The sequence below is a fragment of the Pseudomonas sp. Ga0074129 genome (assembly GCA_001465025.1).
In the GTDB taxonomy this organism is placed as follows: domain Bacteria; phylum Pseudomonadota; class Gammaproteobacteria; order Pseudomonadales; family Pseudomonadaceae; genus Aquipseudomonas.
In genome coordinates this window covers 1-14,698 of record LNDO01000080.1, presented here as the reverse complement: position 1 = coordinate 14,698, position 14,698 = coordinate 1, and the positions used below count along the sequence as shown (strand labels likewise).

The 14,698-nt window shown below is 61.6% G+C and carries 10 protein-coding genes and 1 other RNA gene; 7 read left to right on the top strand and 4 right to left on the bottom strand.

Annotated elements, in window-relative coordinates; all coding sequences use genetic code 11:
- The 3 genes from AUK77_RS10845 to AUK77_RS10835 all read left to right on the top strand — a co-directional run bounded on the left by AUK77_RS10845 (window position 1) and on the right by AUK77_RS10835 (window position 2,883).
- Window positions 1–651: a tetratricopeptide repeat protein gene (locus tag AUK77_RS10845; protein ID WP_296129433.1), complete on the top strand. Its 651-nt coding sequence runs from the start codon at window positions 1–3 to the stop codon at window positions 649–651.
- 89 nt (window positions 652–740) lie between these two features.
- A complete protein-coding gene (locus AUK77_RS10840) occupies window positions 741–1,397 on the top strand; it encodes a response regulator transcription factor (protein WP_296129431.1) in 657 nt (218 codons plus the stop codon).
- Window position 1,398: 1 nt separating this feature from the next.
- Window positions 1,399–2,883 carry an ATP-binding protein gene (locus AUK77_RS10835; protein ID WP_296129426.1) on the top strand — a complete coding sequence of 495 codons (1,485 nt, stop codon included), beginning with the start codon at window positions 1,399–1,401 and terminating at the stop codon, window positions 2,881–2,883.
- Window positions 2,884–2,938: 55 nt separating this feature from the next.
- Here AUK77_RS10835 and AUK77_RS10830 read toward each other — a convergent pair whose 3' ends face one another.
- Complete coding sequence (locus tag AUK77_RS10830; protein WP_296129423.1) at window positions 2,939–3,715, bottom strand: FCD domain-containing protein; 777 nt, start codon at window positions 3,713–3,715, stop codon at window positions 2,939–2,941.
- A 324-nt stretch (window positions 3,716–4,039) separates the two neighbouring features.
- Between AUK77_RS10830 and AUK77_RS10825 the strand changes: the two genes are divergently transcribed.
- From AUK77_RS10825 to AUK77_RS10815, 3 genes are all read left to right on the top strand, one after another.
- Entirely contained in the window at window positions 4,040–5,734 is a 1,695-nt protein-coding gene (locus tag AUK77_RS10825; protein ID WP_296129420.1) for an L-lactate permease, read from the top strand.
- A 78-nt stretch (window positions 5,735–5,812) separates the two neighbouring features.
- Entirely contained in the window at window positions 5,813–6,958 is a 1,146-nt protein-coding gene (gene lldD, locus AUK77_RS10820) for an FMN-dependent L-lactate dehydrogenase LldD (protein WP_296129417.1), read from the top strand.
- Between the two features lie 141 nt (window positions 6,959–7,099).
- The gene (locus AUK77_RS10815) at window positions 7,100–9,907 is read left to right on the top strand and encodes an FAD-binding and (Fe-S)-binding domain-containing protein (protein WP_296129414.1); all 2,808 of its coding nucleotides are present in this window, start codon (window positions 7,100–7,102) and stop codon (window positions 9,905–9,907) included.
- Window positions 9,908–9,945: 38 nt separating this feature from the next.
- Here the strand turns inward: AUK77_RS10815 and AUK77_RS10810 are convergent, their stop codons facing one another.
- On the bottom strand, window positions 9,946–12,861 hold the full coding sequence (locus tag AUK77_RS10810; protein WP_296129411.1) for an ATP-binding protein: 2,916 nt from the start codon (window positions 12,859–12,861) through the stop codon (window positions 9,946–9,948).
- Between the two features lie 145 nt (window positions 12,862–13,006).
- On the opposite strand from AUK77_RS10810, the gene ssrA reads away from it, so the two are divergent.
- Window positions 13,007–13,397, top strand: a transfer-messenger RNA (tmRNA) gene (gene ssrA / locus AUK77_RS10805).
- 137 nt (window positions 13,398–13,534) lie between these two features.
- On the opposite strand, the gene AUK77_RS10800 is transcribed toward ssrA, so the two are convergent.
- On the bottom strand, window positions 13,535–14,053 hold the full coding sequence (locus tag AUK77_RS10800) for a DUF2514 family protein (RefSeq protein WP_296129408.1): 519 nt from the start codon (window positions 14,051–14,053) through the stop codon (window positions 13,535–13,537).
- The gene (locus AUK77_RS10795; protein ID WP_296129406.1) at window positions 14,050–14,583 is read right to left on the bottom strand and encodes a hypothetical protein; all 534 of its coding nucleotides are present in this window, start codon (window positions 14,581–14,583) and stop codon (window positions 14,050–14,052) included. Before AUK77_RS10795 ends, AUK77_RS10800 begins: the two co-directional genes overlap by 4 nt.
- Window positions 14,584–14,698: the final 115 nt, after the last annotated feature.

Below are 14,698 nucleotides of genomic sequence, written 5' to 3'. Positions count from 1 at the left end.
ATGAAGCTTATCCGTACCATCGCCTGCACCCTGCTCTGCCTGACCAGCCTGCCCAGCTTTGCCCTCAGCGAGCAAGGTCAGACCCAGCTACAAACCCTGCAAGCACGCTGGGCCGAGATCAATTACCAGCTGCCCAAGGAGCAACGCGAAAAGGCCTTCGCCAGCCTCAGCGAGGACGCACAAAAAGCCGTGGCGGCCGAACCGGACGCCGCCGAACTGCAGATCTGGCAAGGCATCATCCTCAGCACCTACGCCGGGGCTAAAGGGGGCTTGGGGGCACTGGGGCTGGTCAAAGAAGCCAAGGCCAGCCTTGAGCACGCATTAACACTGGATGCACAGGCGCTCTCCGGCTCGGCCTATACCAGCCTGGGCAGCCTGTACTACCAAGTACCGGGCTGGCCGGTGGGGTTTGGCGATGACGAAAAAGCCGAGGCCCTGCTGCAAAAAGCCCTGAGCATCAACCCGGACGGCATCGACCCCAACTACTTCTATGGCGATTACCTGGCCCGTAGCAAACGCTTCGATGAAGCCAACGCTGCACTGGAAAAAGCCCTGCAAGCGCCCCCACGCCCGGGCCGCCAACTGGCCGACGAAGGACGCAAGCAGGACATCAACGCGCTGCTCAAGAGCATAAGCGCACAACGTCAATAATCACCTTACAGACCCAAGACCCGGCAACAGCAGACCCCAGTCGTCTGGTAGTCTCGCAGGGCGGTTATGGCCATCACGGAACACTCGAAATGCGCATTTTGCTGGTAGAAGATGACATCGCCCTCGCCGAGGGCATTCGCACCGCACTCAAGCCAGAAGGCTACACCGTCGATTGGCTGCAAGATGGCAGCAGTGCCCTGCACGCCTTGAGCACGGAAAGCTTCGAGCTGGCGATTCTCGACCTGGGTTTACCGCGCATGGATGGCCTGCAAGTGCTTAAACACCTGCGCGCCGCCGCCAACCCGGTGCCGGTGCTGGTACTGACCGCGCGCGATGCCACCAGCGACCGCATCGCCGGGCTGGATGCCGGGGCCGATGATTACCTTGTCAAACCCTTCGATGTGGCCGAACTCAAGGCGCGCCTGCGGGCGTTGCTGCGGCGCAGCTTCAATCGCCCGCAACCGATGTTGGAATACCGTGGCATCACCCTTGATCCGGTCAGCCAGTCCGTCAGCTATCAGGGCCAACCGGTGAACCTGCCGCGCAAGGAATTTCTCCTGCTGCACGAACTGCTCGCCCAGCCTGGCCGGGTGCTAACCCGCGACAAGCTGCAGCAAGCGCTCTACGGCTGGGGCGAAGAACTGGAGAGCAACGCGCTGGAGGTGCATGTGCATCACCTGCGCAAAAAATTCTTTAGCGAGCTGATACGCACCGTGCGCGGTGTTGGCTATCTGGTGGACAAATAACATGCCCAAGTTGTGGTGCTCGATCCGGGCACGTTTGCTGGTATTGCTGCTGAGCTTGTTGAGCCTGGCCATGGGCCTGATCAGCCACAAGATCTACAGCGACGCCAGTCATGAAGTGGAAGAGTTATTCGACGCCCAGCTGGCACAAACCTCACGGGTGCTGATGGGCCTAGCGCGGCATGAGTTATCCGCCGAGTCGCGCCGCGACCTGCAAACCGCCCTGGACGAGGCATTGTTGCTGAAAAACAGCAATCGCGATCTCGATGGCCTGCTCGGGCATCATTACGAAAGCAAGCTGGCGTTCCAGATGCTCAATGACAACGGCGAGCTGGTGTTCCAGTCAGCCAGTGCGCCCAAAGGCCTGCTCAGCGAAATGATCGCGCAGCTCGGCCTGACCCTGCCCGACAACGGGCTGACACAGAGCGAACGCCTCACTCGCCTGGCCAAATACCTGGTCGGCTATCACACCCTGACCCTTGACCAGCACCGCTGGCGCGTATTTGTGCTGCACAACAGCCTCGATCACCACTGGGTTTTGGTCGGTGAGCGCGAGGATGTGCGCGGCGAGTTGTCCGATAAAATTGCCCAGCGCAGCCTGCAACCCCTGCTGATTGGCTTACCGATACTCGCCTTGCTCCTGTGGTTGGCGGTGGGCTGGGGTTTGCAGCCTTTGCAGCGCATGGCCGAAGCGATCAAGGCGCGTGCGCCCGACAACCTGTCACCGCTGCTGTTTGGCCCGTTGCCACATGAATTGGAACCGATGGGCAGCGCGCTCAATCGCTTGCTGATGCAGGTCAACCAGTTGCTGGATCAGGAAAAGCGCTTTATTGCCGATGCCGCCCATGAACTGCGTACGCCCTTGGCGGTGCTGCGTATCCATGCGCAAAACGCCTTGGAAGCCCCCGATCCTGACGACCGCAATGAAGCGCTGCGCCAACTCGGTGGCGGCGTTGAACGGGCCACGCGGGTGGTGGCGCAGTTGCTCACCCTGGCTCGACTGGACCCGAATGTGGTGCAACTGGCCATGCGCGAACTGGACCTGCTGGATTTTGTCCGCAATGAGCTGGCCGAGCTGATTCCACTGGCGCTCGACCGTGAACAAGAGCTGAGCCTGCACGCCGCCGAACACGCTGATTACCACTTGCTGGCCGACGGCCCGAGCCTGGGCACCTTGCTGCAAAACCTCATCAGCAACGCCGTGCAATACACCCCGCCAGGCGGATCTATTCAGGTGCTGCTGGAGGACGAACCTGACGCCCTCACCGTGCGCATTCAAGACAGCGGCCCCGGCGTGCCACAGGCGCAGCGGGCCAAACTGTTCGAGCGGTTTTTCCGCTTGGGTACCGGTCAAGGGGCCGGGCTTGGGCTCTCCATCGTGCGCCGCGTAGTGGAGTTGCACCGGGGCAGCATCAGCCTGAATGACTCACCTCTGGGCGGTCTTGAGGTCGCGGTGCGTCTGCCGAAAACCCGCCCCCCAGTCCGTTAGGTTCACAGCAAACGAAGCGGTGGCGCAGGCCTAACGGATCAGTTCTCGCGGGTGACTAACGCGGTGTGTTGAGGCCCCGGCGCTGTGCCCGTTCTTCGCGACGGGCCTGCTGCTGCACGTCGGCCAGCACTTCCTGCACGTAATCGATATGCCGGTTGGACAGCGCGCGGGCGTCCTCGGCGCGGCCTTCGATAATCGCCTGATACAGCGCACGGTGTTGGTCGATCAACATGTCGCGGGTTTCATCACGCTGGGCATACATGCCGCCAATGTTGGTCACCACGTTGCGCTTGAGCAGGTCAAACAGCCCGCGAATGGTGTGCAGCAGCACGGCGTTATGGCTGGCTTCGGCAATCGCCAAATGGAAGTTGGCATCGGCCGCTCCCTCTTCAGCGCGGGTGACCTTGCCGCTGCGGCTGTAGCAATCCTGCAGCGCGGCAAAGGCCTCGGTCAGGCGCTGGCGATCCAGTTCGGTGGCGCGCTGGGCGGCGTAGAAGGCGCAGGAGCCTTCTAGCGTGTGGCGAAACTCAAGCAGGTCACGCTGAGCTTCGGGGTTACTTTCCAGCAAGTGCAACAGCGGGTCGCTAAAGGTCGAGCCAAGGGCTTCGGCCACATAGTTGCCACCGCCGTGACGGCTGACCAGCAAGCCCTTGGCCGCCAGCTTTTGAATCGCCTCGCGCAGTGAGGGCCGGGATACGCCGAACTGCTCAGCCAGAACGCGTTCAGCCGGTAGACGTTCACCAGCCTTGAGCGTGCCTTCAAGAATCATGGTTTCCAGCTGGCTGACGATATCGTCCGACAAACGGCGCTGACGCACCGATCCCACTTCCATACCCACACCCCACTGGTTTGACCACCTGCCATGGGCCTTTGCGGCCCGCTGCCGGCAAGCCTATCGCCGTGCCTTTACCCCCGCAAGGCATCGCCTTACGACCAAAGTCGTAAGGCAGCTAATTGACAGGTCAGAGGCCGCACTTTTACCCTGACCGCGCAGTCTTGTAAATTGGTATTACCAATTAACCACACTAAAAACAATTCCAAGAACCCACGAGGTCTACCCATGCCGGCTCTCTTGCACTTACCTGACGCTGCATTGCCACGCGATGCCTCCCTGCACCCACTCATGCGCATTGCGCAGCGCTAAGGAGAGAGCACCATGTCGACTGGTCTTCTTGCTCTACTGGCCTTCTCACCGATTCTGCTGGCCGCCATTTTGCTGGTTGGTCTGCGCTGGCCGGCCAAACACGCCATGCCACTGGTTTACCTGGTCACCGCTGCGGTGGGTTTGTTTGCCTGGGACATGAGTTTCAACCGCGTGCTGGCGTCCACCGTGCAAGGGTTGCTGATTACCCTCGGTTTGTTGTGGATCATCTTTGGCGCGATTCTGCTGCTCAACACCCTTAAACACTCCGGCGGCATCACCGCGATTCGCGCCGGCTTTGCCACCATCAGCCCGGATCGGCGCATTCAGGCAATCATCATCGCCTGGCTGTTCGGCTGCTTTATCGAAGGCGCCTCGGGCTTCGGCACACCGGCTGCCATCGCGGCACCGTTGCTGGTGGCCATCGGCTTCCCGGCCATGGCGGCTGTGTTGCTCGGCATGTTGGTGCAAAGCACACCGGTGTCCTTCGGCGCGGTGGGTACACCGATCATCGTCGGCCTGAACACAGGCATGGACAGCGCCACCATCGGCGCTCAGTTGGTTGCACAGGGCTCGTCCTGGGCGCAGTTCCTGCAACTGATCACCAGTGAAGTGGCGATCATTCACGCCATCGTCGGCACTGTGATGCCGCTGATTATGGTGCTGATGCTGACGCGCTTCTTCGGTGCCGAAAAAAGCTGGAAAGCCGGCTTTGAAGTGCTGCCGTTTGCCATTTTCGCCGGACTGGCCTTTACCGTGCCTTACGTGCTGACCGGTGTATTCCTCGGCCCCGAGTTCCCGTCACTGGGCGGTGGCCTGATCGGCCTGGCAATTGTCACCAGCGCTGCGCGCATGGGCTTTCTGCTGCCGAAAACCACCTGGGATTTCGCCCCGGCCGACCAATGGCCGGCCGAGTGGTTGGGCAGCGTGGAGATGAAACTCGACGACCTGACAGCCAAACCGATGAGCGCTCTGCGCGCCTGGCTGCCTTATGTGCTGGTGGGTGTGCTGCTGGTGATCAGCCGGGTATTCCCAGAAGTCGGTGCAGCGCTGAAGGGCGTGGCATTGAAATTCCCCGACCTGCTGGGCGAAACCGGCATCGGTGCCAGCTTCGATCCACTCTATCTGCCGGGCGGGATTCTGGTCACCGTGGTCATCGCCACTTTCTTCCTGCATGGCATGAAACTGCGCGAGTTGGGCGCAGCGGTGAAAGAGTCGTCCAGTGTATTGCTCAGCGCCGGCTTCGTGCTGCTGTTTACCGTGCCGATGGTGCGCATCCTGATCAACTCCGGGGTTAACGCCGCCGAACTGTCGAGCATGCCGATCCTGATGGCGCGCTGGGTGGCTGACAGCGTGGGCGGTATCTACCCGCTCCTGGCCCCGAGCATTGGTGCACTGGGCGCGTTTATTGCCGGTTCCAACACGGTGAGCAACATGATGTTCAGCCAGTTCCAGTTCGGCGTGGCCAGCAGCCTGGGCATTTCCAGCGCGCTGATTGTCGCGGTGCAGGCCGTTGGTGCGGCTGCGGGCAACATGGTGGCAATCCACAACGTGGTCGCCGCATCGGCCACCGTGGGCCTGCTGGGTCGCGAAGGCAGCATCCTGCGCAAAACCGTTTGGCCTACCCTGTACTACGTGCTGTTTACCGGCCTGATCGCGATGTTTGCGGTTTATGTGTTGGGCGTTAGCGACCCACTGATGGCGAGCTGATAAACGCCTGAATGCGCGCTGCTTGGGCGGCGCGCATTGACGTTTCGCTGCAACCCTTTTTCCTGCTTGGGTGATTCCATGATCATTTCTGCCTCCACCGACTACCGCGCCGCCGCGCAACGCCGGCTGCCGCCGTTTCTGTTTCACTACATCGACGGCGGTGCCTATGCCGAGCACACCCTTAAGCGCAACGTCGCCGATCTAGCGGACATTGCCCTGCGCCAGCGCGTGCTGCGCAACATGTCGGAACTGAGCCTGGAAACCCGCTTATTCAATGAAACCCTGAGCATGCCGGTGGCCCTGGCCCCGGTCGGTTTAACCGGCATGTACGCCCGTCGCGGTGAAGTGCAGGCCGCCAAGGCCGCCGCCGCCAAAGGCATCCCTTTTACCCTGTCGACCGTGTCGGTGTGCCCGATTGAAGAAGTCGCGCCGGCCATCGACCGGCCGATGTGGTTTCAGCTCTATGTGCTGAAAGACCGTGGCTTTATGAAAAACGCCCTGGAGCGCGCCAAGGCTGCTGGCGTCACCACCCTGGTTTTTACCGTCGACATGCCGGTGCCCGGCGCGCGCTACCGCGACGCCCACTCTGGCATGAGCGGCCCGAACGCCCCCGTGCGCCGCATGCTGCAAGCCATGACCCACCCGCGCTGGGCCTGGGATGTCGGCCTGCTGGGTAAGCCCCATGACCTGGGCAATATCTCTGCCTACCGGGGCAACCCCACGGGCCTGGCAGACTACATCGGCTGGCTGGGCAACAACTTCGACCCGTCGATCAGCTGGAAAGACCTGGAATGGATTCGCGAGTTCTGGGACGGCCCAATGGTGATCAAGGGCATCCTCGACCCCCAGGACGCCAAGGACGCTGTGAGCTTCGGCGCCGACGGCATCGTCGTCTCCAACCACGGTGGCCGTCAGCTTGATGGCGTGATGTCCAGCGCCCGTGCCCTACCGGCGATTGCCGATGCCGTGAAAGGCGATCTGGCGATTCTGGCCGACTCCGGCATTCGCACCGGTCTGGACGTGGTGCGCATGATCGCCCTCGGTGCGGACACGGTGATGCTCGGTCGCGCCTTTATCTACGCCCTGGCCGCTGCCGGTGGCGCGGGGGTGAGCAACCTGCTGGACCTGATCGAGAAGGAAATGCGCGTGGCCATGGTGCTGACCGGGGCCAAGTCGATCAGCGAAATCAATGCCGACTCGCTGGTGCGCGAACTGGGTCGCTAAGCCGTTATCCCCTCTCCCTCCGGGAGAGGGTTAGGGAGAGGGCAAGCACAAAACCGCACCCGAGCCGTCCCTCTCCCCCGCCCCCTCTCTCATTAGGGAGAAGGGAGACCACTCGCATTACCGCTGATCACCGGAGCCCCCATGAGCTTGCCCAGCGCCTTTCTCACCGCCGTCGAACGCCTGATCCCTGCTGAGCGGCGTTTCGACGACCCGCTGTCGACCCTGGCCTTTGGCACCGACGCCAGCTTCTACCGGCTGATCCCCAAGCTGGTGGTGCGTGTCGAGGCGGAGCTGGAAGTGGTTGACCTGCTCAAGCTGGCCAGCACCCATCAGGTGCCCGTGACCTTCCGCGCCGCCGGCACCAGCCTGTCTGGGCAGGCCATCAGCGACTCGGTGCTGATCGTGCTGGGCGATAACTGGAACGGCCGCGAAGTCCGCGGCCAAGGCAGCCAGATCCGCCTGCAACCGGGGGTGATCGGTGCTCAAGCGAATGCCGTACTCGCGCCCTTTCAACGCAAAATCGGCCCTGATCCGGCGTCGATCAACGCCTGCAAAATCGGCGGCATCGTCGCCAACAACGCCAGCGGCATGTGCTGCGGCACCGCGCACAACACCTACCACACCCTGGCTGGCATCCGCTTGGTGCTGGCCGATGGCACAGTGCTGGACACCGAAGACCCGCACAGCGTCACGCGTTTTTTTGCCAGCCACGCCAGCTTGCTCAATGCGCTGAACGAGCTGGGCAAACATACTCGCGCCAACAGCGAACTGGCGGCAAAAATCCGCCACAAATACCGTCTGAAAAACACCACCGGCCTGTCCTTAAATGCACTGGTCGACTATGACCAGCCCATCGACATCCTCAGCCACCTGCTGGTCGGGTCCGAGGGAACTCTGGGCTTTATCAGCGCGGTGACTTACAACACCGTGCCCGATCACCCGCATAAGGCCAGCGCCCTGCTGGTGTTCCCCGATGTCGAAAGCTGCTGCCGCGCCGTCACCGTGCTCAAACAGCAGCCGGTGTCCGCCGTGGAATTGCTCGACCGGCGCAGCATGCGTTCGGTGCAAAACAAACCCGGTATGCCGGAATGGGTCAAAAGCCTGTCTGACCACGCCTGCGCCCTGCTGATCGAATCGCGCGCCGCTAGCCAGAGCCTGCTGCACGAGCAGCTGCAACTGATCATGGCGTCCATCGCTGACTTTCCACTGGAAAAGCAGGTGGATTTCAGCGAAGACCCGGCCGTTTACAACCTGCTGTGGAAGATCCGCAAAGACACCTTCCCCGCCGTTGGCGCGGTGCGCCAGACCGGCACCACGGTGATCATCGAAGACGTCACCTTCCCCATCGAACAACTCGCCGAAGGCGTCAACCGCCTGCTCGCCCTGTTCGATAAGCACGGCTACGACGAAGCGATCATTTTCGGCCACGCGTTGGAAGGCAACCTGCACTTCGTCTTCACCCAAGGCTTTGACAGCGAGGCGGAAAAGGCCCGCTACGAAGCCTTTATGCAGGACGTCGCACACCTGGTGGCCGTGGAGTTCGGCGGCTCGTTGAAAGCCGAGCACGGCACCGGGCGCAACATGGCACCTTTCGTTGAATTGGAATGGGGCACCGATGCCTACCAGCTGATGTGGCAGATCAAGCGCCTGCTCGACCCACAAGGCATTCTCAACCCGGACGTGATCCTCTGCGAAGATCGCGACATCCACCTGAAAAACCTCAAGCCGCTGCCGGCCGCCGACGAGATCGTCGACAAGTGCATCGAGTGCGGTTTCTGTGAGCCGGTGTGCCCGTCGAAAGGGCTGACCTTAAGCCCGCGCCAACGCATCGTCATCTGGCGCGATATTCAGGCAAAAAAACGTGCCGGCATCGATACCCGCGAGCTGGAAGCGGCCTACCAATACCAGGGCATCGACACCTGCGCCGCCACTGGCCTGTGCGCGCAACGCTGCCCGGTGGGCATCAACACCGGCGATCTGGTGCGCCAACTGCGCGCCCGCGACGCCAACAGCCCGCGCAGCGCCGACTGGCTGGCCAATAACTTCCACCGCGCCCTGCAAGGCGCACGGCTGATGCTCTACGTGGCCAACAGCGCGCGCCGCGTCTTGGGTGCACCTTTATTGGCGCGCACCTCGGCGGCGCTGAGCAAAGCCAGTCAGGGCCGCGTACCGCAGTGGACACCCGCCATGCCGCAAGCGGTGCAGCGCCTGCAAGTGCCGGCCGTGATAGCGGATACCCGGCCACGGGTGGTCTATCTAGCCGCTTGCGTGTCCCGCGCCATGGGCCCGGCCGTGGGTGATCGCGAGCAAATGCCATTACTCGACAAAACCCGCGCGCTGCTGGAAAAAGGCGGCTTTCAGGTGGTATTCCCGGCCGAGCTGGACAGCCTCTGCTGCGGCCAGCCGTTCGCGTCCAAAGGCTATGCCGAGCAGGCCGAACGCAAAAAACAGGAATTGATCGACGCACTGCTAAAAGCCAGCCGTGGCGGCCTTGATCCGATCTACTGCGACACCAGCCCGTGCACCTTGCGGCTGATGCAGGACGGCCTCGACAGCCGTCTGAATTTGCATGACCCGGTGAAATTTATCCGCGAACACTTGCTCGACCGCCTGCACATCACCCCACAGGACAAACCGGTCGCCGTGCACGTCACCTGCAGCACCCAGCACCTGGGCGAGGCACAAGGGCTGATCGATATCGTTAGGCGCTGCACCTCAGAGGTGGTGATTCCCGAAGGCATTCACTGCTGCGGCTTTGCCGGCGATAAGGGCTTTACCACACCCGAGCTGAACGACCACGCCCTGCGCAGCCTGAAGTCAGCGGTGCAATACTGCGAGGAAGGCATCAGCACCAGCCGCACCTGCGAAATCGGCCTGAGCCAGCACGGCGGTATCGATTATCACGGGCTGGTGTATTTGCTCGACCGCGTCAGCCGCGCGGCGCCGTAATAGCCAACAGCGCGCCGAGCCCACAAGCCCGGCGCGTTTTATAAGGCCTGGCCGAGTAAGCGAAGGGCAATCTGCCGCACCTGCGCCAAGTCAATTGGCTTGGCAAGGCACGCCTGCGCCCCACGACGGCGGGCCTCCGCAAACAAGTTTTCATCGGCCACCGCACTGATCACCAGCACCGGCACCGCCTGCAAACGCGGGTTCTGGCGCATGGCATCGAGCACGTCCAGGCCATCGCCATCGGGCAGGTCGATGTCCAGCAACAGCAGCGTCGGGGTGCACAACTCCAACTCCGCCAAGGCGCGCTGCACCGAGCCGGCACCGCGCACAGTGGCAAACTCACGCAACGCTTCCTGGACCACTTTAAGGCAGGCGGGGTGATCTTCCACGCACAGCACTTCGGCCAATTGCTGTGGCTGCGCCGCAGCCGGTTCAGCCTGCACAGCCGCCTGAGCCGCCGGCGCGGCTGCACCGGGTAAATCAATCCAGAAGCGGCTGCCCATACCGGCACTGCTGCTAAAGCCAATTTCGCCGGCCATCAGATGGGCCAACTCACGGCACAACACCAGGCCGATGCCAGTGCCAGGAATGTTGGAGTTTTCACGGCCCAAACGCTGGAACGGCTGGAACAGGTTGCTCTGCTGCTCCGGCGTCAGGCCTGCGCCGTTGTCTTCCACCCACAGCCGCACGCAGTCGGAACGCACTTCGTAACCCATGCGTACCATGCCTTGCGCGCTGTTGTACTTGATCGCATTGGACAGCAGGTTGAGCAGCACCTGACGCACCCGGCGCATGTCGGCCTGCACATACAAACCGGCATCGGCTTCGGCCAATACGTGTAATTGCAGTTGCCGCTGTTGCACATCTGGCTGCACCAACTCGGCACAGCCGTGCAGCAGCGCGCCCACTTCCACGGGCTGCAATTTCAATTGCTGACGGCGGCTTTCGATGCTGGAGAGGTCGAGAATATCGTCCACCAATGAGGTCAGATGCCGGCTGGCATTGACGATCTCGCGGGCGTAATCGGCTTCTTGCTTGGCATCGGCTTTGTCCTGGGTTTCCAGTTCAATCAACTGACCGAAGCCGCATATCGCATTAAGCGGCGTGCGCAGTTCATGACTCATGCTCGACAGAAAACGGCTCTTGGCCTGGCTGGCGGCCTGCGCCTGCAAGCTGACGCGGCGCAAATCTTCCTGCACCTGCTTGAGGTGGGTGATGTCCACATGGGTGCCCGCCACCCGCAGCGCGCGCCCCTCGCTGTCACGCTCCAGCACCTTGCCGCGACTGAGCAACCAGACGTAATCACCCTTGGCATCGGCGTAACGGTATTCCGCCTCAAACCGGTCTTCACCGCTGCTGACAAACAACTGGCGCAAATGCCGAATGCGCTCCAGGTCGTCGGGATGCACGCGCTGGTTGAATTCGCTGAAAATCATGTGCGCCTGCGGCAAACCAAAGCGCTTGATAAAGCGTTCACTGAGGCTGATGGTCATGTTCGGCGATTCAACTTCCCAGAGGCTTTCCGTGGTGCTTTCCAGCACCAACTGCAAAATCCGCTGCGCCTCCACGCGCTGAGTTTCGCTGGCCTGGAGCTGTTCGCCGGTTTGCTGAACCGCCGTGGCCATGCTGCTCAACTCGTCGATCTGACTGGTCGGCGCAGCAGGGTGGAACTGGCCCTGACCCAGCCCGCGCATCATCTCGACAATTCCAGTAATCGGCCGTACCAGCTGCTCGCTCAACTGCCGCGAACGCATCCACATCAAGGCGAAGAACAACAGGTAAAACACCACCAAGCCGGCAATCAGCAAATAGCCGATATGCAGGTAGCGCTCCGCCAGGCGATTGGTCTCACTGAAAATATGCGTCTCATCCACCACCAGCAGCAGCTTCCAGCCGGTTTGCGGAATCTCACTCCAAGCAATCAGCTGCTTGCGCCCACCGAGGTCGACCTCCTGCACATTGCCCTGCCCAGCCGCCATCGCCGCCAGTAAGGGTTGCATGTCGGCGCGGTTGGCCAGGTTGAAATCTTCCGGTTTGAGCACCTCGCGGCGCACCGCTTCGGCGTAGGAATACTCGGTCAGCTCGCGCAGGCCAAAATCGTCTTCCCCCGCCGCAGGCAGGGCCATGATGTTGTGGTCGCGGCTGACCAGCATGGCATAGCCCTTCCATGGCACATCCAGCTCACCAATCTCGCTCAGCATTTGCCCCACGGTGATATCCAGGCCCACCACACCTTCGAGGAAATCACCGCGATACACCGGTGCCACCGCCGACATCATCCAACCAAGCCCGGCCGGGTCCAGGTAGACATCCGCCCAAGCCACCTTGCGCTCGGGGTTGTGCTTGGCATCGGCCAGGTAATAGAAGTTGTAGTCGGGTATCACCATGTCATGGGGATACTGCTCGGGCGTCATAAAGAAGGGATAAATGCGGTTGTAACTGTCCCAACTGTTGAAATAGGCCGCCGCCACCCGTGGGTTGGCCGCCTGAATTGAACGCATAAGCGGATCGACCTGCGACAAACGCAGCGCCTTGGCATGATCCTGCTGCGCCAGCGGCGTGCTGTTGGCATAGAAAGACGCCGCACGGCCATCATCACTGCGCGTGTAAAACACACCCGTCTCCGTCACGGCATGACGCTCACGCTCCAGCGCATCGGGCTGAAAACGCGGATCAAGCAACGCCTGCAGCGTGGCGTCACGGAAAATCTGCACCTGCGCCTCAACGGAGCGCAAGCGCCCATCAATCACCTGGCCTTCACGCACCACCGCCGTGGACAAATCCGTCAGCGCGCTCTGCTGCAAATGCTCAATCTGCGCGTCGCGAATGGCCGCATTGCTCAGCAAGTAAACCGTGATCAACACCGACTCCACCAGAATCAGCGGAATCAAGGCGCTCTGTACAAACGCGCGCCAGATCCATTGGCGAAGTGGGTAACGCGGCGCACCTGGCATACGGCAATCTCACCCAGAACGATAAAAACGGGGGGCCAATCATAGCCTGCAACACGCTCAAGCGGGCGGGCAGGCGCAAATGCCGGGTCGACGCTGTGGAACCTTTGGCGTAGACTCGCGTCCTAGATTGAGTAGCAACCGTTTCGGGGCCGATTAGGATTCGACGCCGGTAGTGAAACTCTAGGTGCATGCCGACTTGGTAACAGAAGTCGTAAATCCACTGTTGCAACTTTTATAGTTGCCAATGACGAAAACTACGAGGGCTACGCTCTCGCTGCGTAAGCGGCGCGACTAGTCCTTCTGGTAGCTTCGGCTCCAGCGATCACTAGGGGATGCCTGTAAACCTGAAGTGATTGTCATGCAGAACAGGATCGCCGCGTAGTACGTTGTGGACAAAGTGGCTAAAACTTACACAACTCGTCCAAAGCACCCTGCCCGTCGGGCGGCTGCGGATTAACTCAATAGACACGGCTAAGCATGTAGTACCGACAGCGGAACACTGGCGGACGGGGGTTCAAATCCCCCCGGCTCCACCAAACAAGGCCCGAAAACACTGGGCCGCAGTAGAAAAGGTTGCTGAAAGTTGTTGTGGATTAAGGCTGTTTTAGGCCCGACTCAGCGACTTTTCAGCAACCTTTTTTATTTGCCCCTTCCTTGCCCGCCCTGGGCACGCTTAACCATCCCCACCCAACGAATCAAAAGCGCGCTCACAACTGCTGCCAGCTATTCCCCGCTCATCGGCAACGGCTGCATAGAGTCCAGCAGCCTCACCAATCCGGCTGAGCAGGTCGGCTCGCACTCGGGCGGTGGTGTCGGCTGCCTGGCTGAGCTGGGCAGTGATGGTATTGCCGGCAGCTCGGCTGCGCTGCTCGGCAGCGGCGAGGCGCTGTTGCAGGCGCTCACGAGCGGCAGCAGCACCAGCAGCATCAGCGCGGGCCACTTGCAGTTGTTGTTCGGCATGTTGTTGCACCTCATCAAAGGCCGCGATGCGGCGTTTTGTTTCCTGCAGAGCGTCGGCCGCTGCAAGGCGGTCACGTTCGGCCACCTCGGTTTTGTAGTCAGCCAGCGCCGTGGCGGCTTGGGCGGCATCGGCTTGGGCCATGCTCACCCTCACCTGCTGGCCGCCGGCAATGATCACAAGCGCCAGCAGCCACCACGACCAACCGGGCAAACCTCTCAGCAGGCCGATCATCCCAGCACCTCATCCATGGCGCGGGCGTAGTTTTGCGCCCACTTGCGGCGCAGGGCGTACTTCTGCGCGGTGGTGCCGCGCGAGTAGGCACCGGGCCGCCAGTTGTCCAGGTAATACTGCCAAGCGCCTTCAACGTCACCCACGCCGGGCATGGGCTTGCGGTCCGTCCAATACAGCAGGCGGGCCATGGCAGCATCGAGCACATCGCATTGCTCAGGCAGCGCGTTAAAGATGCCGTCAATGGTCGGTTCAATGCCCAAGGCATCACACACCGCCACGGCATGCTCCCGACTGGCGTGATGGCGCAGCACACCGGCCACACCGCCGCCGCGTTCAAACTGGAAGATCCCGCGCGCAGGCCCGCATTGCCCTGGTCGGGCTGGCAACTGGCACTGCTCACGGTTGGGAGCTTCCTGCAGGTGGGTGGCCAATAGCAGCACGTCGACGGCATTGGGGCGCGCGTACATGGACGCCGGCAGCAGCGCCATGGCCGGCACGATGGCCTGGGCGCGGATTTCAGATAGGGTCATGCTTTTCTCCAGGCATGAAAAAGCCCGCACATGGCGGGCGCACTCTGTAACTACTTTCGTTATCTCCACTCGCCACCGGTGAAGGCCCTCACGGGGCGCTCAACCCAAGCGCTGC

What these genes read in the sequence shown, in the direction of transcription:
- AUK77_RS10845 (WP_296129433.1), top strand. Translation starts at nt 1, where the DNA reads ATGAAGCTTATCCGTACCATCGCCTGCACCCTGCTCTGCCTGACCAGC.
- AUK77_RS10840 (WP_296129431.1), top strand. Translation starts at nt 741, where the DNA reads ATGCGCATTTTGCTGGTAGAAGATGACATCGCCCTCGCCGAGGGCATT.
- AUK77_RS10835 (WP_296129426.1), top strand. Translation starts at nt 1,399, where the DNA reads ATGCCCAAGTTGTGGTGCTCGATCCGGGCACGTTTGCTGGTATTGCTG.
- AUK77_RS10830 (WP_296129423.1), bottom strand. Translation starts at nt 3,715, where the DNA reads ATGGAAGTGGGATCGGTGCGTCAGCGCCGTTTGTCGGACGATATCGTC.
- AUK77_RS10825 (WP_296129420.1), top strand. Translation starts at nt 4,040, where the DNA reads ATGTCGACTGGTCTTCTTGCTCTACTGGCCTTCTCACCGATTCTGCTG.
- lldD (WP_296129417.1), top strand. Translation starts at nt 5,813, where the DNA reads ATGATCATTTCTGCCTCCACCGACTACCGCGCCGCCGCGCAACGCCGG.
- AUK77_RS10815 (WP_296129414.1), top strand. Translation starts at nt 7,100, where the DNA reads ATGAGCTTGCCCAGCGCCTTTCTCACCGCCGTCGAACGCCTGATCCCT.
- AUK77_RS10810 (WP_296129411.1), bottom strand. Translation starts at nt 12,861, where the DNA reads ATGCCAGGTGCGCCGCGTTACCCACTTCGCCAATGGATCTGGCGCGCG.
- AUK77_RS10800 (WP_296129408.1), bottom strand. Translation starts at nt 14,053, where the DNA reads ATGATCGGCCTGCTGAGAGGTTTGCCCGGTTGGTCGTGGTGGCTGCTG.
- AUK77_RS10795 (WP_296129406.1), bottom strand. Translation starts at nt 14,583, where the DNA reads ATGACCCTATCTGAAATCCGCGCCCAGGCCATCGTGCCGGCCATGGCG.